The sequence below is a fragment of the Streptomyces glaucescens genome (genome assembly GCF_000761215.1).
Classification (GTDB): domain Bacteria; phylum Actinomycetota; class Actinomycetes; order Streptomycetales; family Streptomycetaceae; genus Streptomyces; species Streptomyces glaucescens_B.
Genome location: NZ_CP009438.1, coordinates 3,787,416 through 3,811,796 on the forward strand (window position 1 = coordinate 3,787,416; position 24,381 = coordinate 3,811,796).

The 24,381-nt window shown below is 74.1% G+C and carries 17 protein-coding genes and 3 tRNA genes; 11 read left to right on the plus strand and 9 right to left on the minus strand.

Annotation, left to right across the window (positions count from 1 at the left end):
- Positions 1-22 precede the first annotated feature (22 nt).
- Together SGLAU_RS16425 and SGLAU_RS16430 are read right to left on the minus strand one after the other, a co-directional pair.
- Positions 23-1,513, minus strand: coding sequence for an aminopeptidase P family protein (locus tag SGLAU_RS16425; RefSeq protein WP_043502265.1), 1,491 nt, complete (start codon positions 1,511-1,513; stop codon positions 23-25).
- Positions 1,514-1,595: 82 nt separating this feature from the next.
- On the minus strand, positions 1,596-3,047 hold the full coding sequence (locus SGLAU_RS16430) for a PP2C family protein-serine/threonine phosphatase (RefSeq protein ID WP_078957738.1): 1,452 nt from the start codon (positions 3,045-3,047) through the stop codon (positions 1,596-1,598).
- Positions 3,048-3,600: 553 nt separating this feature from the next.
- On the opposite strand from SGLAU_RS16430, the gene SGLAU_RS16435 reads away from it, so the two are divergent.
- Both SGLAU_RS16435 and SGLAU_RS16440 read left to right on the plus strand, forming a co-directional pair.
- Positions 3,601-4,266 (plus strand): bifunctional DNA primase/polymerase, encoded by a 666-nt coding sequence (locus tag SGLAU_RS16435; protein ID WP_043502267.1) that lies wholly within the window; start codon positions 3,601-3,603, stop codon positions 4,264-4,266.
- A gap of 55 nt (positions 4,267-4,321) precedes the next feature.
- The gene (locus SGLAU_RS16440; protein WP_052413776.1) at positions 4,322-5,095 is read left to right on the plus strand and encodes a hypothetical protein; all 774 of its coding nucleotides are present in this window, start codon (positions 4,322-4,324) and stop codon (positions 5,093-5,095) included.
- Between the two features lie 254 nt (positions 5,096-5,349).
- Here the strand turns inward: SGLAU_RS16440 and SGLAU_RS16445 are convergent, their stop codons facing one another.
- The 3 genes from SGLAU_RS16445 to SGLAU_RS16455 all read right to left on the minus strand — a co-directional run bounded on the left by SGLAU_RS16445 (position 5,350) and on the right by SGLAU_RS16455 (position 8,087).
- The gene (locus tag SGLAU_RS16445; protein WP_043502268.1) at positions 5,350-6,315 is read right to left on the minus strand and encodes a DUF5926 family protein; all 966 of its coding nucleotides are present in this window, start codon (positions 6,313-6,315) and stop codon (positions 5,350-5,352) included.
- Between the two features lie 125 nt (positions 6,316-6,440).
- Positions 6,441-7,079: an ATP-binding protein gene (locus SGLAU_RS16450; RefSeq protein ID WP_043502269.1), complete on the minus strand. Its 639-nt coding sequence runs from the start codon at positions 7,077-7,079 to the stop codon at positions 6,441-6,443.
- Between the two features lie 180 nt (positions 7,080-7,259).
- Positions 7,260-8,087, minus strand: a complete 828-nt coding sequence (locus SGLAU_RS16455) for a glycerophosphodiester phosphodiesterase (protein WP_043502272.1) — start codon at positions 8,085-8,087, stop codon at positions 7,260-7,262.
- Positions 8,088-8,298: 211 nt separating this feature from the next.
- On the opposite strand from SGLAU_RS16455, the gene SGLAU_RS16460 reads away from it, so the two are divergent.
- Positions 8,299-9,771 carry a S1C family serine protease gene (locus SGLAU_RS16460; RefSeq protein WP_043502276.1) on the plus strand — a complete coding sequence of 491 codons (1,473 nt, stop codon included), beginning with the start codon at positions 8,299-8,301 and terminating at the stop codon, positions 9,769-9,771.
- Positions 9,772-9,910: 139 nt separating this feature from the next.
- A tRNA-Ser gene (locus tag SGLAU_RS16465) sits at positions 9,911-9,995 on the plus strand.
- 515 nt (positions 9,996-10,510) lie between these two features.
- Here SGLAU_RS16465 and SGLAU_RS16470 read toward each other — a convergent pair.
- Positions 10,511-11,386 carry a bifunctional DNA primase/polymerase gene (locus tag SGLAU_RS16470; protein ID WP_043502279.1) on the minus strand — a complete coding sequence of 292 codons (876 nt, stop codon included), beginning with the start codon at positions 11,384-11,386 and terminating at the stop codon, positions 10,511-10,513.
- A gap of 345 nt (positions 11,387-11,731) precedes the next feature.
- Here SGLAU_RS16470 and SGLAU_RS16475 point away from each other — a divergent pair, with 345 nt between their 5' ends.
- On the plus strand, positions 11,732-12,307 hold the full coding sequence (locus SGLAU_RS16475; RefSeq protein ID WP_043502283.1) for a SigE family RNA polymerase sigma factor: 576 nt from the start codon (positions 11,732-11,734) through the stop codon (positions 12,305-12,307).
- A gap of 150 nt (positions 12,308-12,457) precedes the next feature.
- Positions 12,458-14,101, plus strand: a complete 1,644-nt coding sequence (locus SGLAU_RS16480) for a long-chain fatty acid--CoA ligase (RefSeq protein ID WP_043506676.1) — start codon at positions 12,458-12,460, stop codon at positions 14,099-14,101.
- A 181-nt stretch (positions 14,102-14,282) separates the two neighbouring features.
- Here SGLAU_RS16480 and SGLAU_RS16485 read toward each other — a convergent pair whose 3' ends face one another.
- Complete coding sequence (locus SGLAU_RS16485) at positions 14,283-15,566, minus strand: MFS transporter (protein ID WP_052413777.1); 1,284 nt, start codon at positions 15,564-15,566, stop codon at positions 14,283-14,285.
- Positions 15,567-15,693: 127 nt separating this feature from the next.
- Here SGLAU_RS16485 and SGLAU_RS16490 point away from each other — a divergent pair, with 127 nt between their 5' ends.
- A complete protein-coding gene (locus tag SGLAU_RS16490) occupies positions 15,694-16,272 on the plus strand; it encodes a TetR/AcrR family transcriptional regulator (RefSeq protein ID WP_043502286.1) in 579 nt (192 codons plus the stop codon).
- Positions 16,273-16,413: 141 nt separating this feature from the next.
- Here the strand turns inward: SGLAU_RS16490 and SGLAU_RS16495 are convergent, their stop codons facing one another.
- Positions 16,414-21,096: a PAS domain-containing protein gene (locus SGLAU_RS16495; protein WP_078957739.1), complete on the minus strand. Its 4,683-nt coding sequence runs from the start codon at positions 21,094-21,096 to the stop codon at positions 16,414-16,416.
- A gap of 211 nt (positions 21,097-21,307) precedes the next feature.
- The gene (locus tag SGLAU_RS16500; RefSeq protein ID WP_043502290.1) at positions 21,308-21,844 is read right to left on the minus strand and encodes an SSI family serine proteinase inhibitor; all 537 of its coding nucleotides are present in this window, start codon (positions 21,842-21,844) and stop codon (positions 21,308-21,310) included.
- Between the two features lie 355 nt (positions 21,845-22,199).
- On the opposite strand from SGLAU_RS16500, the gene SGLAU_RS16505 reads away from it, so the two are divergent.
- From SGLAU_RS16505 to SGLAU_RS16520, 4 genes are all read left to right on the plus strand, one after another.
- Positions 22,200-22,290: transfer RNA gene (locus tag SGLAU_RS16505), tRNA-Ser, on the plus strand.
- 233 nt (positions 22,291-22,523) lie between these two features.
- A tRNA-Arg gene (locus tag SGLAU_RS16510) sits at positions 22,524-22,596 on the plus strand.
- 184 nt (positions 22,597-22,780) lie between these two features.
- Positions 22,781-23,329 carry an RNA 2'-phosphotransferase gene (locus SGLAU_RS16515; protein ID WP_043502291.1) on the plus strand — a complete coding sequence of 183 codons (549 nt, stop codon included), beginning with the start codon at positions 22,781-22,783 and terminating at the stop codon, positions 23,327-23,329.
- Between the two features lie 140 nt (positions 23,330-23,469).
- Positions 23,470-24,372: an LLM class flavin-dependent oxidoreductase gene (locus SGLAU_RS16520; protein ID WP_043502292.1), complete on the plus strand. Its 903-nt coding sequence runs from the start codon at positions 23,470-23,472 to the stop codon at positions 24,370-24,372.
- Positions 24,373-24,381: the final 9 nt, after the last annotated feature.

Consider the following 24,381-nt stretch of genomic DNA (forward strand, 5'->3'; position numbering starts at 1 on the left):
CCCGCGGCGCCCGGCCCCCGCCTCAGCCCTTCAGCGCGGCCATCCACTCCTCGACCTCGGCGGAGCGCCGCGGCAGCGCCGCGCTGAGGTTCCGGTTGCCGTCCTCGGTGACGAGGATGTCGTCCTCGATGCGCACCCCGATGCCGCGGTACTCCTCCGGCACGGTCAGGTCGTCGGCCTGGAAGTACAGCCCCGGCTCGACGGTCAGGCACATGCCCGGCTCCAGCGTGCCGTCGACGTACGTCTCGGTCCGCGCGGCGGCGCAGTCGTGGACGTCCATGCCGAGCATGTGCCCGGTGCCGTGCAGCGTCCAGCGGCGCTGGAGGCCGAGTTCCAGCACCCGCTCGACCGGGCCCTCGACGAGCCCCCACTCGACCAGCCGCTCGGCGAGCACGCGCTGGGCGGCGTCGTGGAAGTCGCGGTACTTGGCGCCCGGCTTCACCGCCGCGATGCCGGCCTCCTGGGCGTCGTACACGGCGTCGTAGATCTTCTTCTGGATCTCGGTGAAGCGGCCGTTGACGGGCAGCGTGCGGGTGACGTCGGCGGTGTAGTACGTGTGCGTCTCCACACCGGCGTCGAGCAGCAGCAGGTCACCGGAGCGCACGGGCCCGTCGTTGCGCACCCAGTGCAGCGTGCAGGCGTGCGGCCCGGCGGCGGCGATGGTGCCGTAGCCGACGTCGTTGCCCTCCACCCGCGCGCGGAGGAAGAAGGTGCCCTCGATGTACCGCTCGGAGGTCGCCTGCGCCTTGTCGAGGACCTTCACCACGTCCTCGAAGCCGCGCACGGTCGAGTCGACGGCCTTCTGCAGCTCGCCGACCTCGAAGTCGTCCTTGACCAGCCGCATCTCGGAGAGGAAGACCCGCAGCTCCTCGTCCCGCTCGGCGGTGACCTTGTCGGTCAGGGCGGCTTCGACACCCGCGTCGTAGCCGCGCACCACGCGGACCGGGCCGGTGGCCTCGCGCAGCCTGCCGGTCAGCTCGCGCACGTCGGAGGCGGGGATGCCGTACAGCTTCTCGGCCTCGGTGAGGGAGTGACGGCGGCCGACCCACAGCTCGCCCTGGCCGTCCAGCCAGAACTCCCCGTTCTCGCGGTCGGAGCGGGGCAGCAGGTAGATGGTCTCCGAGTGACCGTCGGAGGTCGGCTCCAGGACCAGGACGCCGTCCTCGGTCTGGTTGCCGGTGAGGTAGGCGTACTCGACCGACGCGCGGAAGGGGTACTCCGTGTCGTTCGAGCGGGTCTTGAGGTTGCCGGCCGGGATCACCAGGCGCTCGCCGGGGAACCGGGCGGACAGCGCGGCGCGGCGGGCGGCCGTCTCGGCGGCCTGGGCGATCGGCTGCAGGTCGTGCAGCTCGGTGTCGGCCCACCCGGACCGCATGTTCTCCGCCAGTTCGTCGGACACGCCCGGGTACAGTCCGTTCTTCCGCTGCTTGATCGGCTCTTCCTCGGCCGTCTCCGGCTCCGCTGCGGTGGCAGCATGGTTGTTCGCGTCCGGGAGCTCCTCGGCCACGGTCATCCTCCTAGGTACGGCGCTGGACCTCCACCATCGTACGGTCGTACGGGTGGAGGCCCAGGGGGAAGGATCCGCCGCCGTCCGCTCACTCGAACCGGGCCGCGAGCAGCACGACGTCCTCCTCGCCGCCGGCGCCGGCCGGCCCGTCCGGCAGCACCGCGCGCAGCACGTGGTCGACGATCGCCTCAGGGTCGCGCCGCTTGGCGCGGGGCAGCCCGGCGGCGGCCGCGTGCAGCCGGGCGAAGGCGCGGTCGGCGGGGTCGCCGGTGCGGTGCAGCAGCCCGTCGGTGTACAGCAGGACCGTGTCCCCGGGCTCCGCGTACAGCTCCACGCTGGGCGCCTCCCAGCAGGCCAGCATCCCGAGCGGGGCGGAGACGGAGGTCTCCACGAACTCGGTGCGCCGCTCGCCGATCAGCAGGGGCGGGGCGTGCCCGGCGCCGGCCAGCGTGATCTTGCGCGAGGCGGGCTCGCAGAACGCGAACAGGGCGGTCGCCGAGCGGGCCGGCTCGGTCAGCCGGAGCAGCAGCTCCAGGTCGGACAGGACGGCGACCGGGTCCTCGCCCTCCATCACGGCGTACGCCCGCAGCGAGGCGCGCAGTCGTCCCATGGCGGCGACCGCGCTCGGCCCCGACCCGGTCACGGACCCCACCGCCAGCCCGAGCGCGGCGTCCGGCAGCGGCAGCGCGTCGTACCAGTCGCCGCCGCCGCGCGGGCCGGTGCGGTGCCGTGCGGCGAGCTGCATCCCGCAGACCCGGGGCAGCCGGGAGGGGAGCAGTTCCTCGGCGATCGTCGCCATGCACGCGCGCGTGCGCTCGACCTCCAGCAGCCGGGCCAGGTGTTCGGTGGCGTAGCGGGTGTACAGGCCGACGAGGTGGCGCTGTCGTTCGACGGGCTCGGCGGGCTCGTCGTAGAGCCAGGCGGCGGCGCCCAGGCGGCCCGCGGACTCGGTGGACAGGGGGACGGCGTAGCTGGCGGCGTAGCCGAGGCGGGCGGCCACCTCGCGGTGGCGCGGGTCGAGCCCCTCCTCGGCGAACAGGTCGGGGTGGAGACTCTCGGTGACGCCGCCGGGCCGGCCGGGGGGCGTATCGAGGAGGTCGCCGTAGGGGAGGGAGCCGCGCGGGACGGTCTCCAGATGGCCGAGATCCGCGGGGCCGAGGCCCAGGCCGACGGTGCCGCGGGGGTCCAGGCCGTCGGCGGGTTCGAGGACGACCAGTCCGCGGCGGGCGCCCACCAGGGCGGCTCCGGCGCGGCCCAGTTCCTGGAGCGCGTCCGCGAGGGAACCGGTGCGGGCCAGGCGTTCGGTGAGTTCGTGCAGGGTGGTGAGGTCGGAGACCCAGCCGGCGAGCCGGTCCTGGAGGAGGGCTCCCGGCCCGGTGGTGGCGGCGGGCACGCCCGTGGCCAGGGGCGCGGGCGCGACAGTGTGTGAGGGCGCGGGAACCGTGGAATCGATTCCGGCCACTTTCGGAGGGTGCGGGGCGTTCATGGCGTACGGCTTTCCGACCGGCGCGTATTGCTCAAAAGCATCGCAAACCCCCATGTCAATCTGCGCCGCTGGCAATGTCTCCACATGTACACGCAGTCATGAGGGGATGTCCAGCATTGTCCTGGTGGGATTCCTGGTGTCCGTGCGGTTTCGGGGAACCGCGTCGCCCCCCTTGCGAAACGGCAAAGTTGGCTTGAAACTGCCCCGAGTAAGCGCATATTGCGGTCGACTGGCCTAGCTCGACGGAGCGTCACAGCGGTCGTGATGGGTACCTACTCGGTGAAGGCCAGGGGTGGTTGGGAACCACCCGGAACCTGGCGACGGACCCGGGCGTCCTATCCACCGACGACCGTGCCCCATCCTCCCGTGGCGGCGGTGGAGAGAAATACGCGAGACGGCGAAACGCCACACTTCGCCACCCCACGCCACGCCCATGCTTGTGCAAGACGCAGCGGGCGACGGCAGCCAACGCTCGGCCTCTGGGGGTCCCCCGCGCTGCGACGCAGGGGTGTGATGCGCCAGTAGGTACGCACAGTGAAGCGATCGACACATGATGTGATGTGGACCACGGTGTTGCCAGGCGTGCAACGGAAAGGAACGAGCGCTCATGCGCGAGATCCTCGGAAGGCGACGCAGGCTCCTGTTCAGGCGGAACGGCGGGAGGCGTGAGCTGATCGACGCGGCCCTGACCTACGCGGCCGAGTGGCAGTGGCCCGTACTCCCGGGCGTGGGGACCGACCCGCAGGGCCAGGCCCGCTGCGGCTGCCCGGACCCCGAGTGCACGGTGCCCGGCGCCCACCCCTTCGACCCCGGCCTCCTCGCGGCCACCACCGACGCGCGCATGATCCGCTGGTGGTGGGCCAACCGGCCGACGGCGCCGATCGTCCTGGCCACCGGCGGCAAGGCACCGTGCGCGGTCAGCCTCCCCGCCCCCGCCGCCGCCCGCGCCCTGCACGCGCTGGACCGCCAGGGCATGCGCCTCGGCCCGGTCCTCGCCTCGCCCACCCGCTGGGCCGTGCTCGTCCGGCCGTACTCCATGGAGCAGTTGGGCGAACTGCTGTACGCCAAGGACTTCGTCCCCGGCTCGCTGCGCTTCCACGGCGAGGGCGGCTACCTCGCGCTGCCCCCCTCCGAGACCGGCCAGGGGCGGATCCGCTGGGAGCGCGCCCCGCTGCCCGGCTCGGCGGCCCCCTGGGTGCCGGGCGTGGAGGCCGTGGTGGACGCCGTGGTCGACGCCCTCACTCGTACGGGTGTGAGCGCGCCCGAGTTCTAGGGTGTCGGGCGCGCGCGGGACCGGGCGCGCGGCCGGGCTCGTTATCGTCCCGTCCATGCAGCGTCACTCCGGGAGCCACGGGTCCCGACCGCACGGACGCCACGACTCCCGCACCCGTCTGCTCATGCTGGTGGGCGCGGTGGTGTGCGCGGTGGCGTTGCCCCTGGCCGCCGCCTCGGCGGGATCGGTGCCCCCACGCGACACGGCGGACTCGGCGAGGACCTGGGACGCGACGGGACCGGACGGCCCGGCTGGGCCCGGGGACGTGACGGGACCGGGCGGCCGAGCTGGGTCCGGCGGTGCACCGGGAACCGTGTCCGGCGGCCCGCCGGGACCCGGCCGCGCGGCGGGGACCGGCACGGGTGCCGGCCTCGCGGACCGCGGGACGTCCACCGGATCCGGGGACGCCAAGGCGCCGTCGCACCCGGGCGGCGACGCCGGATCCGGCACCCGGAGCGCACGCCTCCCGCTCGGCCTCGGGCTGTCCACCGCCGTCCGCTGCGGCCCCGAGCTCACCGCGCCCGACGGCATCGAGGCGCAGACCTGTGTGCTGACGCAGGGCGAGGAGAACTGGGCGCGCGCCTACTACCGCAACGCGACCGGCCGGGCCCTGGACGCCGCGCTGACGCTGATGGGGCCCGGCGGGCGGACCGTGCGGATCCACTGCGTGATCGGCGCCCGGGACGAGCCGGCGAGCTGCGAGACGCCACGGGAGACCGGCGGGTCCCCGGCGGAGTACACGGCGGTCGCGGAGTTCGCGGGGCGCGGCGGCGAGGGGCCGCTGCTGCTGCGGTCCGGCAGCAACTCGGGCATGGTCACGGGGAGTTGACGCGCGGCGGCGGGGCGTGCCCGGAGCCGGGCACAGAAAGACCCGGTTGCTGGCGACGGGGGATGCACCAGCAACCGGGCTACTGGAACGGTAACAAGAGATCGGCTGTTCGCAAATTCGATCTCCTCTTTCCCTGGGCTATTCGGACACCCGACTCGCCTTGTTCCACGCGGAGTTGTCGTCCGGGCCGCCGCAGGGGAGGGGCCGGTCCGACTGACCGGTCGATCAGCCGGACCGGGTGTCCCGGGCGGGCGTCAGCTCAGCGTGACCTGCCGGTTGGTCAGTCCGCCGCGCGCCCGGCGCTCCTCCGGGGTGAGCGGTGCGTCCGTCGCCAGCGCGGCGGCCAGGCGCTCGGCGAACTCGGCCGCCGGCTTCTCGACGTCCTCGGCGAGGACCCCGCTCGGCAGGTCCCAGACCGGCACCGTGAGCCCGTGAGCACGGAAGGAACCCACCAGGCGGGTGCCCTCGCCGAGGCTGGAGCGCCCCGCCGCGTGCAGTCGCGCGAGGGCGTCCAGAAGCTGCTCCTCCGGGTGCGGCATGACCCAGCGCAGGTGGTTCTTCTCCGGGGTCTCGCACCAGTACGCCGCGTCGACGCCGGTCAGCTTGACGGTCGGGATGGCCGCGGCGTTGGCCCGCTCCAGGGAGGCGGTCACCTCCGGGGTGGCGTTCTGCGCGTCCGGCACCCAGAACTCGAAGCCGCTGTGCACCACCGGCTCGAACGTGCCTGCGGGGTCGAGCAGGTCCTGGAGCCGCGGGCCGTCGGCCGGGGCACGGCGCCCCTGCACCGGGGTGCCCGGCTTGGCCTGAAGGGCGCGCTGGAGGGTGTCGGCGAGGTCACGGCTGATGTCACCGGACGCCGTGTCGTTCTGCAGGCCGAGCAGGACCGAGCCGTCCTCGCGGCGCAGGGCGGGCCAGGCCATCGGCAGCACCGTGGCCAGGGTGACCGACGGGACGCCCTCGGGCAGGCCGTCCTTCAGCGTCAGCTCGACGGTGGCGGCCGGCACCAGTTCGCGCAGGGCCACCCAGTCGCACTCGCCCGGCAGCCCCTCGAACGGGCGGTGCACCAGCTCGGTGACGGCCTGGGCGGCGGCCCGGCCGTGGCATGCCTTGTAACGGCGGCCGCTTCCGCAGGGGCAGGGCTCGCGGGCGCCGACGACCGGGATCTCGCCGTCGGTGATCTGCGGTCGCTTGGCCTTCGTCTGGGGTTGCTTCTTGGCCATGGTGAGGGTCTCCCGGTGACGGCTCGTCTCGTACGGCGGGAGCCTAGCCGTTTGCGCCATGTCCGACGGGATGCGCGGACGGCACCCGTGTTGCGGACGGCGCCGGGTGCCGCCCGCCCGTCCCGTCAGTCCAGGTCGTCGAAGGCGTCCGCGAAGTCCAGCTCCGGCATGGCGGCCACCGCGGGTGCCGCGACGCGCGTAGCGAAGTCGTCGCGGCGCCGCCCGGCATCCGGATCGTGGACGTCCTCGTGGACCACGACCCATACGGTGACCTCGCCGTGCACGTCGTCCCGGACGCCCCAGTCGTCGGCCAGGGCCGTGATGATGTTCAGCCCGCGGCCGCCATGGGCGGTGACCGACGGGGTGGCGGGTGCGGGGCGGGTCGGGCCGCCGCCGTCCGTCACCTCGACGACCAGCCGGCCCGCCGGGTCCACCCGCCACGCGGCACGGACGTCGCCGTCCCCGGCGAAGGCGTCGCCCAGCGGCCGGCCGTGTTTGCAGGCATTGCTCAACAGTTCGGAAAGGATCAGCACGGCGTCGTCGATGACCGATTCCGCCACCCCGCCCCTGCGCAACTGGTCACGCATCCGGCGCCTTGCCGCACCCACGCCCGCAGGGCCATGGGGTACGGCCATGCTCGACGACGTGGGCACTTCCTGTGCCACCACCAACGCCACCCCCGAGACCTCCTTCGCCCCACGCCACGGAGTGGATGCCCCATTGGCCTGAACCGGAAACCGGCCGATTCGCCTCCGGTGACGCATTCGCAACGATCGAATACGGCCCGAACGCGCCGGTGCACTCCCCGTGACAGCCCGGCGGGGGACTCCCGGCCGGAGTCTCCGGCGGGAGACTCCCCGGACCCCTTCGGGCTTTTCGCGGGGGATCGACAGGACCGGCGGGACGGCGCGCACACGGGACGCCACCGAGGGGACGGGCCGCGGTCAGCGGCCGAGCCGGTGGAGCACCGCGCGCGGCCGGTTGGTGATGATCGCGTTCACGCCCAGGCCGACACAGAGGTCGACGTCCTCCGGTTCGTTCACGGTCCAGACGTGCACCTGGTGCCCGGCCCGCCGCAGCCGCTCGACGTACATGGGGTGGCTGCGGACGATGCGGATCGAGGGGCCGGCGATGCCGACCCCCGCGGGCAGCCGTCCGTCGCGCAGCCGCGGCGAGACGAACTGCATCAGATAGACCGTCGGCAGCGTCGGGGACGCGGCCCGCACGCGGTGCAGCGAGCGCGCCGAGAAGCTCATGACCCGCACCGGGGACTCCTCGGGCGCGGCCGGGGCGTCCAGGCCGAACCGCTTCAGGAGCAGCAGCAGCCGCTCCTCGACCTGGCCCGCCCAGCGCGTGGGGTGCTTGGTCTCGATGGCCAGCTCCACCCGGCGGCCGGCGTCGGCGACCAGCTCCAGCAGCCGCTCCAGGGTGAGGACGGAGGTCTCGGCGGGGTCCTCGGGGCGGTGCTCCCAGTCCGGGTCCTCGGTCCGGGCGCGACCGGCGGGGGTCTTCTTCCAGGACCCGAAGTCCAGGGCGGCGAGGTCGGCGAGCTCCAGGGCGGAGACCGCTCCGCGGCCGTTGGACGTACGGTTGATCCGACGGTCGTGCACACAGACGAGGTGGCCGTCCGCGGTCAGCCGTACGTCACATTCGAGGGCGTCGGCACCGTCCTCGATCGCCTTCCTGTACGCGGCCAGGGTGTGCTCGGGAGCCTCCTCGGAGGCCCCGCGGTGGGCGACGACTTGGATCCGGTGCTGTCGTGCTGGTGTCACCGCGTCATGGTGCCACCGGGACGGGGCAGGCGTCGGGTCGTCGGAGCCTCTGGGCGCCTGAGATGCGGCGCTTGTCATAAGAAGATCCTATATAAAGATGGACCGTGGACGCACAGGCACGGCTTATGGTGCCCTGACGGCCCGTGGGAAAAGCTGGCGGCATACAAAAAGACCGGCACAGCTGCGTGACCGAGGATCGAGGAGAAGAGCTGTGAGCACCGAGAACGAGGGCACTGCGGTCCCCCCGGCCCCGTCCGCACCTCCCGTGCCGGTGGACAGCCCCGCGGCCTCCTCCCAGGCGGAGACCGCCCAGCACCCGCCCACGGCCGCGGACCCGGCACCGCCGCACGCCTCCTCCCCCGGGGCCCCTTCCTCCGCCGTCCCCGGCTCCGCCCCCGACAGCGGCTGGCCGCCCCCGCCCCCGCCGGCCGGCCCGGCGCAGCCCCCGGCGTACGGCGCTCACGGTGCCGACGGTCCGGGCGTCCCCGGCGGCTCCGGTGTTCCCGGCGGTGGTGCTCCGGGCGCCCCCTGGGGCACGCCGTACCAGCAGCCCCAGTCGCCCGGCCCGAAGCGCGGACGCGGCGGCCTGCTCGCCGGCATCCTGGTGGCGGCGCTGGTCGCGGGCGGCCTGGGCGGCGGACTCGGCTACACGCTGGCCAAGAACGACGACAGCTCCGGCTCCACCACCGTCTCCTCCTCCGACGGCGGCGGCGACTTCAAGCGCGACCCCGGCACCATCGCGGCCGTGGCCGCCCAGGCACTGCCCAGCACGGTCACCATCGAGGCGGAGAGCAGCAGTGGTGAGGGCGGCACCGGCACCGGATTCGTCTTCGACACCCAGGGCCACATCGTCACCAACAACCACGTCGTGGCGGACGCGGTGGACGGCGGCAAGCTGACCGCCACGTTCCCCAGCGGCAAGACCTACGACGCCGAGGTCGTCGGCAACGCGCAGGGCTACGACGTGGCGGTGATCAAGCTCAAGAACGCCCCCTCGGGACTCAAGCCCCTCACCCTGGGCAACTCCGACCAGGTCGCCGTCGGTGACTCCACGATCGCCATCGGCGCCCCCTTCGGGCTGTCCAACACGGTGACGACCGGCATCATCAGCGCCAAGAACCGCCCCGTCGCCTCCAGTGACGGCACCGGCAGCCAGGCCTCCTACATGAGCGCCCTGCAGACCGACGCCTCGATCAACCCCGGCAACTCCGGCGGCCCGCTGCTGGACGCCAAGGGCAACGTCATCGGCATCAACTCCGCCATCCAGTCCGCCGGGAACGGCCTGGGCGGCACCAGCCAGTCCGGCTCCATCGGCCTCGGCTTCGCCATCCCGATCAACCAGGCGAAGTACGTCGCCCAGGAACTGATCAAGAACGGCAAGCCCGTCTACGCCAAGATCGGCGCCTCCGTCTCCCTGGAGGACAGCACCGACGGCGCGAAGATCACCGACACCGGCGCGGGCGGCTCCGAGCCGGTCGAGGCGGGCGGCCCCGCCGACAAGGCCGGCCTGAAGCCCGGCGACGTGATCACCAAGCTCGACGACAGGGTGATCGACAGCGGCCCCACCCTGATCGGCGAGATCTGGACCCACAAGCCCGGCGACAAGGTCACCATCACCTACGAGCGCGACGGCAAGACCCGCACGGTCGAACTGACCCTGGGCAGCCGCGTCGGCGACAGCTGACACCACCGCACGGCGCGGCCCGTCGCGAGCGGCGTTTCCGCGGGCGGCCCCGTCGCGGGCGGGGCCCGGCCCACCGCCCCCATGATCCAGCCGATCCCGGTACGCTGTACCCGCTCCGCCCCCGGTGGACGGGGCGAGAGGTGGGTTGCCCGAGCGGCCTAAGGGAACGGTCTTGAAAACCGTCGTGGCGCAAGTCACCGTGGGTTCAAATCCCACACCCACCGCGCAGCGAGACGGCCTCTGACCAGGCGATACGGTCAGGGGCCGTCGTGTTGCGCAGTGTCCGCTGATGACCGTGATTTCCCGCGGCTTACCCCTAGATCGGGCACGGAGGGGGCACAGGCACCTTGGACTGTATGCCGGGGTTTGGTGGGGCCACGTACCACCGGGCCCGTGACCGAGCAGTGCTCGAACGGGAGCCGAGGAGTTCACAGGCGGCGACATCCTCCGCCGCCTCGCCCCCCGCGTCCATGAGCCGAGGCTTCTGCGGATACGCCACTGCCGCACGCGTCGCGCCACCGAGACAGGCCGGATTCTGCTCGACGATCAGGCCGAGGATCTGCATCCGGGCCGAATGATCTGCGCGGCTCGCACCGAAGTGGCCTGCCGGGCTGACCGACGTGCCCCTGCCTGATCTCCGCGCGGGATCACTGGTCCGAGGCCCCTCTCGCGCGCGGGGTGTGCGGGGCAGGGACATGACCGTTCACCTCAGGAGCACGGCCGCGGCTGCGGCCCGCGCTCAGCGTCGTTGCGCGGTCAGCCGGGCCGCCGAGGCGATCGTCGCGCGGGCTTCGCGTTCCGTGAGGCCGGTGCTGCGGGCCGCCTCGACCAGGGAGGCGGTCAGGTCGGCGCCGATGCCGTTCTCGTAGGCGCGGCAGGCCGCCCAGAACAGGCGGGTGTTGCGCTGGCCCTCGTGCGCGGCCAGCACGAACTGGATCAGTCCGTCCCCCTGGCCGCGGTGTTCCGCGGTTGATGGGGAGGACCGCGCGGTGGTGTGCGGAGGCGGCAGCAGCAGCCGCAGCAGGGCGGGCGGGCACGGGGCCGGAGGGAGGTGCGCGGTGCCGGGCGCCGTGCCGTACACCCCGTGCTCGGTGCGGGAGCCGGGGCCGACGAGGTAACCGCCGGCGCCCCGGACGTCGATGCCCGGGGCGAGACGGCCGGCCGAGTTGGGGACGGCGACGTCCGGTGGTCCGCTCAGCCAGAGGTGACGGCCGCCGCTCGGGGTGGTGACGACGACCGTCGCGGGGAGGGTGAACAGGTGCCGCAGGGCGAGTTCCCGCAGTGCCGCCGGGGCGTCCGTGCCCGACTTGGTGTCCAGGTCGATGCCGATCAGGTGGTGCGGGGGCAGGCCGCAGGCGATGCCGTAACCGGTGGCCCAGGGGGCGGCGGCGAAGAGCGCGCGGATGCGGCCGGGGTCGGTGGAGGCGTCGTGGACGCCGTGCCCGAACCGGCCGCACTCGCCGTGGCAGGGCAGGGGCACCGGGTCGAGACGGTGCGGGGAGCGCAGGGCCGGGAGTTTCCTCCGGGACAGGGGGATGACGGCCAGGCCGTGTTCGGCGGCGGACAGGGCGTGGGCGAGGGCCAGCGTCGTGGCCTGCCGGTCGATGGTGGCCATGGATCCATGTTCGTACGTGCGTTCGAAAAAGGGAAGGAGGGGTGGCCGGTGGCGTGCTCGCGCCGAAGCGCCTCAGCTCCCTCCCGCCCCGCACGGACCACCCGCACAGGCCTCCCGCGCACGTCCGCCCCGCGCACGCCCGCCGCTCACACGTCCGCCGGTCCCGGCCGTACGCCCCGCGGCACGCCCGAGGCGGCAGCCCCCAGGGGAAATCCCCCAGGCTCCCTCCTCTCCTCGTCCGCCTTCAGGAGGTGCCGCAACCGCCGTCTCTACAACCTGAGGGGGACTCCGCTTCGGGACCTGCGGGCGATGAGGACGGCGGGGTGGCGAACCTAGCGTTGAGCCATGACCACACTCGTCTGCACCGGCGCCCCGGACGCCGCCACGTGGGCCACGCCGGCCACGCGGACGCTGCCGCACGCCACGTACCCGTCGTTCTCGTCGTACGTGCGGGCCCGTCAGCCGATGCTGCTGCGCACCGCCCGGTCGCTGACCGCGAACCCGTGCGACGCCGAGGATCTGCTGCAGACCGCGCTGACCAAGACCTACGTCGCGTGGGACCGGATCGAGGACCATCGCGCGCTCGACGGCTACGTGCGCCGCGCCCTGCTGAACACCCGCACCTCGCAGTGGCGCAAGCGCAGGGTCGACGAGTTCACCTGTGACGAGCTGCCGGAGCCGGAGCCGGTGTCCGGCGGGAACGACCCGGCGGAGCGGCAGGCGCTGCACGACGCGATGTGGCGGGCGATCCTGCGCCTGCCGGCGCGCCAGCGGGCGATGGTCGTCCTGCGGTACTACGAGGACCTGAGCGAGGCGCAGACCGCCGAGGTGCTCGGCGTCTCGGTCGGCACGGTGAAGTCGGCGGTCTCCCGGGCCCTGGGGAAGCTGCGCGAGGACCCGGAGCTGGAACCGGTCCGATAGCAGTGCGCCCGTCCCACCGCAAGGTGACAAGTTCGTCGAGATCGGTGGCCTTCACCTAGTGACATACCGAGCGGTATGCGGCCAGAATCAGCGCATCTCTTACCGCCGCGTAGGCAATGTCGCCCCCGGGAGGACGCCGTGCTGAGCACCATGCAGGACGTACCGCTGCTGATCTCCAGGATCCTGGCCCACGGGTCCACGATCCACGGATCGTCGCAGGTGATCACCTGGACCGGCGAAGGAGAGCCGCAGCGCCGCTCCTACGCCGAGATCGGCGCCCGCGCCGCACAGCTGGCGCACGCCCTGCGCGAGGACCTCGGCGTCGCCGACGACGACCGCGTGGCCACGTTGATGTGGAACAACGCCGAGCACGTCGAGGCCTATTTCGCCATCCCCTCCATGGGCGCGGTCCTGCACACCCTCAACCTCCGCCTGCCCCCGGAGCAGCTGGCCTGGATCGTCAACCACGCCGCCGACCGGGTGATCATCGCCAACGGCTCCCTGCTGCCGCTGCTCGCGCCGCTGCTGCCGCACCTGAAGACCGTCGAGCACGTCGTGGTCACCGGTCCCGGCGACCGCGGCCTCCTCGCCGGAGCGACCGTGCCGGTCCACGAGTACGAGGACCTGATCGCCGGCAAGCCGACCGCCTACGACTGGCCCGAGCTGGACGAGCGCCAGGCCGCCGCCATGTGCTACACCTCCGGCACCACCGGCGACCCCAAGGGCGTGGTCTACAGCCACCGCTCCGTCTACCTGCACTCCATGCAGGTCAACATGGCCCAGTCGATGGGCCTGACCGACCAGGACACCTCCCTGGTGGTCGTGCCGCAGTTCCACGTCAACGCCTGGGGACTCCCGCACGCCACCTTCATGACCGGCGTCAACCTGCTCATGCCGGACCGGTTCCTGCAGCCCGCCCCGCTCGCCGAGATGATCGAGAGCGAGAAGCCGACCCACGCCGCGGCCGTGCCCACCATCTGGCAGGGCCTGCTCGCCGAGCTGACCGCGAAGCCGCGCGACGTCGCCTCGCTCACCCAGGTCACCATCGGCGGCTCCGCCTGTCCGCCCTCCCTCATGGAGGCCTTCGACAAGCTCGGCATGCGGGTCTGCCACGCCTGGGGCATGACCGAGACCTCGCCGCTCGGCACGGTCGCCCGTCCGCCGGCCCACGCCGTGGGCACCGAGGAGGAGTTCGGCTACCGGCTCACCCAGGGCCGCTTCCCGGCGAGCGTCGAGGCCCGCCTCACCGGTCCCGGCGGCGAGCGCATCCCGTGGGACGGGCAGTCCGCGGGCGAGCTGGAGGTCCGCGGCCCGTGGATCGCCGGCGCCTACTACAACGGCCCCGGCGCCGAGCCGCTGCGCCCCGCCGACAAGTTCAGCGAGGACGGCTGGCTGAAGACGGGCGACGTCGGCACCATCTCCCCCGACGGCTTCCTCACCCTCACCGACCGCGCCAAGGACGTCATCAAGTCCGGCGGCGAGTGGATCTCCTCGGTGGAGCTGGAGAACGCGCTGATGTCCCACCCGGACGTCGCCGAGGCCGCGGTCGTCGCCGTCCCGGACGACAAGTGGGGCGAGCGCCCGCTGGCCACGGTCGTCCTCAAGGAGGGCGCCACCGCGGACTTCGAGACCCTGCGCGCCTTCCTCGCCGACGAGGGCAAGATCGCCAAGTGGCAGCTTCCGGAGCGCTGGACGGTCATCCCGACGGTGCCGAAGACGTCCGTCGGCAAGTTCGACAAGAAGGTGCTGCGCAAGCAGTACGCGGAGGGCGAGCTGGACGTCACCAAGCTCTGACCCGGCTCTGGTCCGGCTCTGGTCCGGCGGCCGCGTCCGCCGGGATGCCGTTCCCCCCGGGCCCTGGCCGTCGTACGGCGCACTCGGCGTCGTACGACGGCCGCCCGCGCGAGGGGGCGGACACGGGGGACGGGCGGAGGAACGGAGGCGGACGCGCGGAGGCGGTGACACGTCCGTGCCCTCACCGCCGTCCCGCGGTCGTCCCCCACCCCAGCAGCAGCCACGCCGCCGCCACCCCGCACACCCCGCCCCAGCCGAAGTGGCTGTAGGCGGAGCCCGCGAGGGCCGAGGCGGCGGCGCCGCCCGCGAAACCCGCCACCACGTACGCGGTGTTGGCGGCGGCCGGGGTGGAGGTGGTGGTCAGGGCCAGGGTCTGGTTGGCGACGTGCGAGGCGACGAGTGCCGCGTGCACCAGCACCGCGGCCACGAACAGTGCCGCGAGGAGATGTCCCCCGGCCCAGAACAGGGGCACGGAAACGGCGGCGAGCAGATACGCGGTGCGCACGACCTTCGCGGCGCCGAACCGGTCCACCAGGCCGCCCGCCAGCGGCGCCACCACGCTCGCGGTGAGCCCGAAGAGGCCGACCAGTCCGGCGGTCGCCGTCGACAGGCCGTACTCGGGGCCGGTCAGCAGCAGCGCCAGCGACGTCCACAGCGCGCTCCACGCGCCGAACATCCCCGCCTGCCTCACGCAGGCCCGCCACAGGTCCGGCGAGCGGCGGACGAGTCCGGGCAGCGCGGCGACACCGCCGAGGAGCGAGCCGGAGCGCGGCCGGTGCTCCGACGGCAGGACGAGTGAGGTGGCCAGGCCCAGGGCGAGGGTGAGGACCGCCGCGCCCGCGAACACCCAGCGCCAGCCGAAGGCCTGCCCGCCGAGCCCGCCGGCGACGCGGGCCGCGACGATGCCGGTGAACAGCCCCGCGATCACCACCGCGACATGGCGGCCCCGGCGCTCGGCGGGGGCGCGTTCGGCGACCAGCGGGACGAGCAGCTGAGGGATGACGGTCGCCGCGGAGGCGACGAGGACGGCGGCGGCGAGGGCGGCGGAGCCGGGCGCCGCAGCGGCGGCGGCCAGCGCGAGCGCCGTGGCGAGGGTGAGGCCGGTGACCAGCCGGCGGCGGTTCACGGTGTCGCCGAGCGGGGCGAAGAGCAGCAGGCCGAGCGCGTAGCCGAACTGCGCGACCGAGGCGATCCAGGCCACGGCGGAGGGCGTGGAGCCGAAGTCGCGGGCGATGAGGGTGAGCAGCGGGGCGGCCAGGTAGATGTTGGCGGCGGTGACCGCGCTGCAGACGGCCAGGAGGATCAGGAACAGGGCGGGGGCGGGGCGGACCGCGGTGCGGGGTCCGGGCGCCCGGGCCTCGGGCGCGGAGGGACCGGGCGCGCCGGGTGCGGCCGATGCGGCGGGTGCGGCGGGTGCGGCGGGAGCGGTGCCGGGGGTGCGGGCGGTGCTGCTCGGTGACGGCATGAGCGGGGACCCTTCGAGCCGACTCTAGTAACCAACCGGTTGGTTGACGGTGGGGGAACAGTCTGCGCCGCCCCCGGATTCCCTGTCAACCAAACGGTTGGTTGCCTCGTCGCGCTACTCTGTTCCCATGGCAGCAAGGGACCCCGAGGCCACCAAGGCCCGGATCTTCGAGGCGGCGGTCGCCGAGTTCGCCCGCCACGGCATCGCGGGCGCCCGCATCGACCGCATCGCGAGCGAGGCCAAGGCCAACAAGCAGCTGATCTACGCCTACTTCGGCAACAAGGCGGCGCTGTTCGCCCACGTCCTCGAGAAGAAGATGCTGGACCTCGCCGCCTCGGTGCCCGTCGACCCGGACGACATCGAGGCCTGGATCGACCGCCTGCTCGACTACCACGCCGCCCACCCCGAGGTGCTGCGCCTGCTCTTCTGGGAGGGCATCGAGTACGGCTCGTCCGAACTGCCCGACGAGGCCGAGCGCCGGGACCACTACGCCCGCAAGGTCGCGGCCCTCGAGGACGGCCGGCGCCGCGGCGTCGTCACCGACGCGATCCCCGCACCCGACCTGCTGCTCCTGCTGACCGCCCTGGCCAACTGGGCCACCGTCGTGCCGCAGATGGCCCGCATCCTGACCGGGCCCGAGGACACCGACCGCGACCGCCTCCGGACGTCGATCAAGGAAGCGGCCCGCAGGCTGGTGGCCCGGTGACCATGGCGGGCGTGACCACCTCGACGGCACCACGACGAGCCTGATCACGACGAGCCTGACCACGGCGACCGCGACCACGACGACCGTGACCACGGCGCGGCGACCGCGGCCGGGCCACCGGCCCGGCCGTCCCGCGTCCGGCTAGTTCGTCCCGATCCGCGCCAGCAGGTCGACGATCCGCGCCTGCACCTCGGCGCTGGTCGACCGCTCCGCCAGGAACAGCACCGTCTCGCCGGAGGCGAGCCGCGGCAGGTCGGCCTGGTCCACGGCGGCCGTGTAGACGACCAGCGGAGTGCGGTTGAGCTGCCCGTTCGCGCGCAGCCAGTCCACGATCCCGGCCCGCCGCCGGTGCACCTGCATCAGGTCCATCACGACCAGGTTCGGCCGGAACTGCCCCGCCAGCGTCACCGCGTCCGTGTCGCTCGCCGCCCGCGCCACCTGCATCCCGCGCCGCTCCAGCGTCGCGGTCAGCGCCAGCGCGATCTCCGCGTGCTCCTCGATCAGCAGCACCCGCGGCGGGTGCTGCTCGCTGTCGCGCGGGGCGAGCGCCTTCAGCAGCACGGCGGGATCGGCACCGTACGCCGCGTCCCGTGACGCCTGGCCCAGCCCGGCCGTCACCATCACCGGCACCTCGGCCGCGACGGCGGCCTGCCGCAGCGACTGCAGGGCGGTCCGGGTGATCGGCCCGGTCAGCGGGTCCACGAACAGCGCGGCGGGGAAGGCCGCGATCTGCGCGTCGACCTCCTCGCGCGAGTGCACGATCACCGGCCGGTAGCCGCGGTCGCTCAGCGCCTGCTGGGTGCTCACGTCGGGCGCGGGCCACACCAGCAGCCGCCGCGGATTGTCCAGCGGCTCCGGCGGGAGCTCGTCGTCCATCGGCTGCGGACGCGGTGTGTCGGCCACCTCCACGGCTCCCCCCGGACCGTCCAGCGGTTCGGGCCCCTCGGCGGCGTTCTCGTCCGGCGCGCCTATGGCGTACGACCGTCCCGCCCCCTCGCTGGCCTGCGCGGACAGCCGCGGCGGCTGGACGGGCGGCACCGGCGGCACCGGCTGGGGCGCGGGCTGCTCGGCCGCCGGATGCGGGCGCCCGGCGGTCGGCTCCGGAGGGGTGCCCAGCTTGCGGCGACGCCCGGAGCCGCCCGGCTGGTGCGGAGCCGGAGTGGCGGTCGAATGCTGGTGCGGAGCGGGAGTGGCGGCCGGCGGCTGCTGCGCCTGCGCGGCCTGCCGGTTGAACGGCACGCCCTGGCCGAGGGTGCGCACGCTGATCGCCCGGCCCTGCGTCGAGTCGGGGTCGACCGGCGCCGTCTCGGCGGGCAGCGGCTGGGCGACCCGCGCGGCGGGGCTCGTGGCCTCGGGCGGCAGGGGGACGGCGGGCGGGGTCGGGTGCAGGGCCTGGGGCACGGAGCCCTGCGCGGGAGCGGCGGCGGGGTGGGCACCGGGAGCCGGTACGGCGGTGCCCGCGCCCGGGGTGTTCCCGTCGGCGGCCGGCCACGGCCGGGGAGCCGGGGTGCCCGCGGCGGGCGTCCCGGGCCCGGCGACCGACTCGGCCGGAAGCGGCTGGCCGGGCAGCGGATGGGCGACCGGCTGGACGGCGGGCATCGCGACCGAGTGCGCCACCGGCTGGGCGGCGGTGACCTGCGCGGGCACCGCGACGTGGCCCGTGCCGGGTGCCGCCTGCGGAGGGACGGTGACGTGCCCGGTGCCGGACACGGCCTGCGGGGGGACGGTCACGTGCCCGGTGCCGGAAGCGGCCTGCGGGGGGACGGTCACGTGCCCGGTGCCGGAAGCGGTGTTCGCCGGGCCCGCCGGTACGGCCTGGCCCTGCGCGGCGGGCAGCGGACGGCCAGGGGGCGGCTCCGGCGCACCGTGGGGGGCACCGGCCTGGCCGGTCCGCGCGGCGTCGGACCGGGCCGGGATCTCCTGCGCGGGCGTCCCGGCCGGCTCCGGCGGCACGGCGACGGCCCGCCGGCGCCGGCCGGTCGGCCCGTTCACGGGGTGCGGCTGCGGCGGGGTGTGGTCGTCGGCCTGGTCGTGCGGCACGGCGTCGTGCCGACCGTGGTCGTCGGCTCCGGGAGCCGCCGGGGCGCCGGACACCGGGGTGACGCCGGGCGGGGTCACCGAGCCGGGAGCGCCGGGAGTGCCCGGCGCCCCTCCCGGGGCGGATTGCCGCGGCACCTGGTGCGGCGACGGCGCGGGAACCGGCCGGCCCGGCCCGCCGGTGAGCGGCTGCGGGCCGGGTACCGGCTGTGCCGCCCCGGCGGCCGGGACGGGGACCGGCATCGGCATCGGCGCGGGGGCCGGCTGTGCGGCGGGGGCACCGGGCGCTCCGGAGGTCTGGGGGCCGGCCGGACCCGGGACGGACCGCGGGACCTGCCCGCCCTGCTCACCGGGCGATACGGACGCGGGCGGCACCTGCCCGGGGAGTCCTTGCCGCCCCGGCGGAACCGGCGGCACGGGCTGCCCCGGCGGAACCGGCGCCACCGGAGGACCCGGCCGGTCCTGCCGGCTCTCCTGCTCCGGCCCGTCGGGCGCCCGGTCCGCGTCGGCCGGCGGCAGGGCGAACACCGTGCGCGGCCCGGCCTCCTGCGCCGCGGCGCGCTCCTGAGCCGCCGCCAGGGCCCGGCGACGGCGCCCCGTCGGCTGGATGTCCTTCTCCGCCGCGGCGGGCAGCGCGGGCGGCAGGGCGTGCTGTTCCTCGGGGCCGCGCCGGGCCCGGCGGCCACCGGGCGCGGGGACGCCCTGCGGCGGAACGGTCCCGCCCAGGCCGGTGCCCGCGGCGGCGGTGCCCGCGGCGTGCTCGTCGGCGGTGACGACGGCGCCCTCGGCCACCCCGGCGGCGGCCCGCGCCGCGTCCTCCGCGGCCCGGCCGCGCCGGCGGCCCGTGCCGCTGCCGGGCTCCGGCGACTCGGCGGCGGGCGGTTCGGCGGGGGCGGGCGGCTCGGCCTCCCCGGCCGCCGCTCGCCTGCGCCGCCGGCCGGTGGGGGCGGGGGCGGGCCGCTCAGGACCGGCCTCCGCGGCGCCGTCCGCCGTACCGGGCAGGTCGGCGTCCAGGAAGGCGTCCGTGGAGGCCCGGCGGGCCCGTCGCCGTCCGCCGCCGGAGGTCCGCTCGGCAGCCGGGACGGCGTCGTCCTCGGGAGCGGGAGCGGGTGCGGACACGGCACCCGCGCCCCCGCCGAGCGGCACTTCGAGCACGTAGGCGCTGCCGCTCATGCCCGGCACCTCGTGCGTCTGGAGCACACCGCCGTGTGCCCGCACGATGCCGCGCACGATCGGCTCGTGCACCGGGTCGCCCCCGGAGTACGGCCCGCGCACCTCGATCCGTACGACCTCGCCCCGCTGCGCCGCCGCGACCACGACGGTGTTGTCCAGATAGCCGCCGGCCGACACCGGGGAGTTCCCGGTCGCGTCGACCCCGGCGACGTCGGCGACGAGGTGCGCGAGCGCGGTCGCCAGCAGCGCCGCGTCGACCTCGGCCTCGATGGGCGGGGCGTGCACCGCGAACTGCACCCGTCCCGGCCCGATCAGCTCCACGGCCCCGTCGACACCGGTGGCGACCACGGCGTCCAGCATCACCTTCGTCCGGGTGATTCCGCCGCCGCCGGAGTCGAGGCGCTGGTAGCCGAGGACGTTGTCGATCAGCGTGGTGATGCGGGAGTACCCGGCGGACAGGTGGTGGAGGACCTGGTTGGCCTCCGGCCACAGCTGGCCGGCGTCGTCCGCGGCGAGGGCGGACAGCTCCCGGCGCAGTTCGTCGAGGGGCCCACGCAGGGAGGTGCCCAGCAGGGTGAGGAGCTGCTCGTACCGTCCGGCCAGTGCCTCGTAGCGGTCCTTCTCCCGCTCGGCGAGCGCGGCGTACCGATCCTCGCCCGCGGCCAGCTCCTCCGCGTGCCGCTCGCGCAGCTCCTCCAGCTCGGTGACGTGCTGCTGGCGCAGCGCGGTCAGGTCGGAGGCGTGGCTCTCGGCGAGCCGCTCCAGCTCCTCCGCGTGCCGCTGCTCGGCCGCCTCCTTCTCCTCCACCAGCGCGTCGTACGGCCGCCGGTCGAGGAACGTCATCACCGCGCCGACCAGCTGGTCGCCGTCGCGCACCGGCGCGGTGGTCAGGTCGACCGGCACCTTGTCGCCGCTCTTGGACCACAGCACCTGGCCGCGCACCCGGTGCTTGCGCCCGGACCGCAGGGTGTCGGCGAGCGGGGACTCGTCGTACGGGAAGGGGGAGCCGTCGGCGCGCGAGTGCAGGAAGAGGTCGTGGAGCTGCTTGCCGCCGAGGTCGCTGGCCCGGTAGCCCAGGATCTGCGCGGCGGCCGGGTTGACCAGGACGATCCGCCCGTCGGTGTCGGTGCCGACGACGCCCTCTCCCGCGGCCCGCAGGATCATCTCCGTCTGCCGCTGCGAGCGGGCCAGCTCGGCCTCGGTGTCGACGGTGCCGGACAGGTCGCGGACGACCAGCATCAGCAGCTCGTCGCCGGTGTGGCCGTAGCCGTCGTAGGCCTGCTGGCCGCTCTCCAGGTTCGCGGACGTGACCTCGACCGGGAACTCGGTTCCGTCGGTGCGGCGGGCCGTCATCCGGGTCGGCTTGGTCCGCCCGCGCGGGTCCATGTGGTCGGGCCGCCGCATGGAACCGGGGATGAGCTTGGAGTCGAACTGGGGCAGCAGGTCCAGCAGCCCGCGCCCGACCAGGGCGGTGCCCGGCGCCTCGAAGGCCTCCAGGGCGATGGCGTTGGCGTTGACCACGGTTCCGTTGGCGTTGACCAGGACCAACGCGTCGGGCAGCGCGTCGAGTATGGCTGCGAGGCGAGCAGCGCCTCGGGGTGGCCTGCTGCTCACGAGACGCTTCCTCCCTGTTACCGCACCTTGCCGACCGCTCGGGCCATCTTGCCAACCGGCCCGCGGCGTGTCACGCGAGGGAGTCTAAGGGCTGGGGTCGCCCTCGCGACGCGGGATCGGGGAGAGGTCGCCCCACGCGGTGAGGCCCGCCGGCCACCCCCGCGGCAAGGAGCACATCACCGCGTACGTCCGCGCCCATGCGCCCTTCTCGTCACCTGCGCAGGACGTTCACACCGCGCCCCTGCCCCTCGCTCGCATCGGGCAGGAACGGGACGAGCCGGTCCCAGCGGTCGATCTCGCAGCCGTTGCTGCGGTCGAACGCGGCGTCGACGGGGCGTCCGGCCCAGGTGCCGGTGACACGGGCGGTCGCGGTGCCGCCGTACCGCATGGTGCAGAGGGCGTCCCCGGCGACGGGCGCGAAGGCGTCGCTGCCCCACCGGGTGTTGCGGTCGAGCGCCCGGCAGGCCCCGGCCGGGTCCGGATGGCTGCCCCGGCTCGGGTGGCAGTCCAGCTCGTAGGTCCCGTCCGCGTCGCCGCCCGCGTCGCGGACGGTGACGGTCAGGTGGTGATCGCCGGGGTGGTGCCCGCCGGCGGACCGGTCGGGGCCGTGCGGCGGTGGCGGCAGCGCGGGGGACGGGACGGCGTGGGCGGCGGACGGCGCGGCGGAGAACGCGCCGAGCGCGGCGAGGGAAGCGCCGGCGGCGACGATCAGCCGCCGCACGGCGTGCGGGGTGGTGGCGTGCGGCATGACCTGGACAACGCCCCGGGCGTCCGTATGTTGCGTCCGGCCCGCCGACTCCGCCCGCACCGGCCCACGCGGGGCGGCCACACGGGCGGTCACACGGGGCGGCCACACGGGGCGGTCACACAGGGCGGCATGCGGTACGACGGCACCGCGACCGCCCGTGTCACCGGCGCCCGGGGCCTCCGCCCGCCCCGCGCCGGCCGGCCCCGCGCCCGCGGTCTCGAGCTCCGGCGACGCACCGGGAAGCCCTTTGCCCTGCGGCCCGGCTGCCTAGTACCGTGGGGGGCGATTGGTGACAGCGCGCTCGACTGTGTCATCATCTGCACGCACCACTCGCGTTCGCGCGGGCGGCTGTGCTGGAGGCGTCGCCTAGTCCGGTCTATGGCGCCGCACTGCTAATGCGGTTTGGGCCTTAAAGCCCATCGAGGGTTCAAATCCCTCCGCCTCCGCGCAAGATCACCGAAACCCCGGTCCTCACGGACCGGGGTTTCGTCGTTCACGGCTCCTGCGGGAGCCCTCCCGGCGGCTCCGCCCCATCCCGTCCCATCCCGCCCCGACAGACATTTCCGCAGGTCAGACGGGGTAGACCAATCGGATTTCACATGACGGCGGCAGTCATGTAATGTTCTTCCTGTCGCCGCGAGCGGGCCGGAAGGAACGAAAGCGGCGGAAAAAAGAACAAGCACTCGTAGCTTAACGGATAGAGCATCTGACTACGGATCAGAAGGTTGCAGGTTCGAATCCTGCCGAGTGCACACAGATCAGAGGCCCCGGAGCGATCCGGGGCCTCTGGCGTTTCGGGGCGTCGGAGCGACAGAGCAGCGCCGCTTGTCCACAGAAGCCGTCGATCAGGCTGTGGATAACTGGAGTTGCTGTGGATCAAACCTGACAGGCGTATTTCGGGTGCGTGATCCGTGTCTCTCGCGGCACCCTGTCCGCATGGATGAGAGACGCACCGTGAAGGTGTCGAAGTACCTCTCGAAGCATCTGCGGCATCAGCCGGAGCGGATCGGGCTGAAGCCCGACAGCGGGGGATGGGTCGAGATCGACACGCTGATCGCGGCCGCCGCGGCGCACGGGTTCCGTTTCACGCGGGCGGAGCTCGACCATGTGGTCGCCACCAACGACAAGCGGCGCTTCGCCGTCGAGGGTTCACGGATCCGCGCCAGTCAGGGCCATAGCATCGAGGTCGACCTGGGGCTCCCGGTGGCCACCCCGCCGCCGTACCTCTTCCACGGGACCGTGGCCCACAGCCTGGACGCGATCCGTGCCGAGGGACTGCGCGCCATGAACCGGCACGACGTGCACCTCTCGGCGGACCGCGAGACCGCGGCGCGTGTCGGTGCCCGCCGGGGACGGCCCGTGGTGCTCACGGTGGACGCGGGCGCCATGCACCGCGACGGTCATGAGTTCCGGGTCAGCGCCAACGGAGTCTGGCTGACCCGCGTCGTACCGCCGCCCTACCTCCGCTTTCCGGAGGGGCACTAGCCAGCAGGACCGCGTCGTCGAGCCGGCACGTTCGAGGAACGGCGGCAGGACCCCGACGCCCGGTCCGCGGACGGCATCCAGACCGTGAGCGCCGGTCACCGTTTCACGTGAAACACCACGGCCCGCTTAGGCTCGGTGGCATGAGTCTGCGCCTGAGCACCGTCATCCTCCCGTACCGCCGCTGGCACGAAGGCACCAAGGAGGCATGGCAGCGTGCCGAGCAGCTCGGCTTCCACACCGGCTACACCTATGACCACCTGTCCTGGCGCAGCTTCCGCGACGGGCCCTGGTTCGGCGCCGTGCCGACCCTGACCGCCGCCGCGGCCGTGACCCGGCGACTGCGCCTGGGCACCCTGGTGACCTCGCCGAACTTCCGCCACCCGGTGACCCTTGCCAAGGAACTGATCTCCCTCGACGACATCTCCGGCGGCCGGATCACCCTCGGGGTCGGCGCGGGCGGCACCGGCTTCGACGCGACCGCGCTCGGCCAGGAGCCCTGGACCCCGCGCGAGCGCGCCGACCGCTTCGGCGAGTTCGTACCGCTGCTGGACCGGCTCCTCACCCAGGAGTCGGTCTCGTACGAGGGCGACTTCTACTCGGCGCACGAGGCCCGCAACATCCCCGGCTGCGTGCAGCGTCCCCGGCTGCCCTTCGCCGTCGCCGCCACCGGCCCGCGAGGACTGAAGCTCGCCGCCCGGTACGGGCAGGCCTGGGTCACCACGGGCGACCCGAAGCTGTACGAGACCGGCACGCCCGAGCAGTCGGTCCAGGCCCTTCGCGGGCAGGTCGAGAAGCTCGCGGACGCGTGCGCGGCGATCGGACGTGACGTGACCGCGCTCGACAAGGTGCTGCTCACCGGATTCACCCCGGACCGTGGCCGTCCCCTGGAGTCCCTGGACGCCTTCGTCGATTTCGCCGGACGGCACCGGGAGCTGGGCTTCACCGAGATCGTCGTCCACTGGCCCGTCCCCGACTCGGACTTCGCCGCGGACCAGAAGGTGTTCGAGCGCATCGCCATGGAGGCGCCGGCCCAGCTGGCCTGAGAGGACGGT

What these genes read in the sequence shown, in the direction of transcription:
- SGLAU_RS16425 (WP_043502265.1), bottom strand. Translation starts at nt 1,513, where the DNA reads ATGACCGTGGCCGAGGAGCTCCCGGACGCGAACAACCATGCTGCCACC.
- SGLAU_RS16430 (WP_078957738.1), bottom strand. Translation starts at nt 3,047, where the DNA reads ATGGGGGTTTGCGATGCTTTTGAGCAATACGCGCCGGTCGGAAAGCCG.
- SGLAU_RS16435 (WP_043502267.1), top strand. Translation starts at nt 3,601, where the DNA reads ATGCGCGAGATCCTCGGAAGGCGACGCAGGCTCCTGTTCAGGCGGAAC.
- SGLAU_RS16440 (WP_052413776.1), top strand. Translation starts at nt 4,322, where the DNA reads ATGCAGCGTCACTCCGGGAGCCACGGGTCCCGACCGCACGGACGCCAC.
- SGLAU_RS16445 (WP_043502268.1), bottom strand. Translation starts at nt 6,315, where the DNA reads ATGGCCAAGAAGCAACCCCAGACGAAGGCCAAGCGACCGCAGATCACC.
- SGLAU_RS16450 (WP_043502269.1), bottom strand. Translation starts at nt 7,079, where the DNA reads ATGCGTCACCGGAGGCGAATCGGCCGGTTTCCGGTTCAGGCCAATGGG.
- SGLAU_RS16470 (WP_043502279.1), bottom strand. Translation starts at nt 11,386, where the DNA reads ATGGCCACCATCGACCGGCAGGCCACGACGCTGGCCCTCGCCCACGCC.
- SGLAU_RS16475 (WP_043502283.1), top strand. Translation starts at nt 11,732, where the DNA reads ATGACCACACTCGTCTGCACCGGCGCCCCGGACGCCGCCACGTGGGCC.
- SGLAU_RS16480 (WP_043506676.1), top strand. Translation starts at nt 12,458, where the DNA reads ATGCAGGACGTACCGCTGCTGATCTCCAGGATCCTGGCCCACGGGTCC.
- SGLAU_RS16485 (WP_052413777.1), bottom strand. Translation starts at nt 15,566, where the DNA reads ATGCCGTCACCGAGCAGCACCGCCCGCACCCCCGGCACCGCTCCCGCC.
- SGLAU_RS16490 (WP_043502286.1), top strand. Translation starts at nt 15,694, where the DNA reads ATGGCAGCAAGGGACCCCGAGGCCACCAAGGCCCGGATCTTCGAGGCG.
- SGLAU_RS16500 (WP_043502290.1), bottom strand. Translation starts at nt 21,844, where the DNA reads ATGCCGCACGCCACCACCCCGCACGCCGTGCGGCGGCTGATCGTCGCC.
- SGLAU_RS16515 (WP_043502291.1), top strand. Translation starts at nt 22,781, where the DNA reads ATGGATGAGAGACGCACCGTGAAGGTGTCGAAGTACCTCTCGAAGCAT.
- SGLAU_RS16520 (WP_043502292.1), top strand. Translation starts at nt 23,470, where the DNA reads ATGAGTCTGCGCCTGAGCACCGTCATCCTCCCGTACCGCCGCTGGCAC.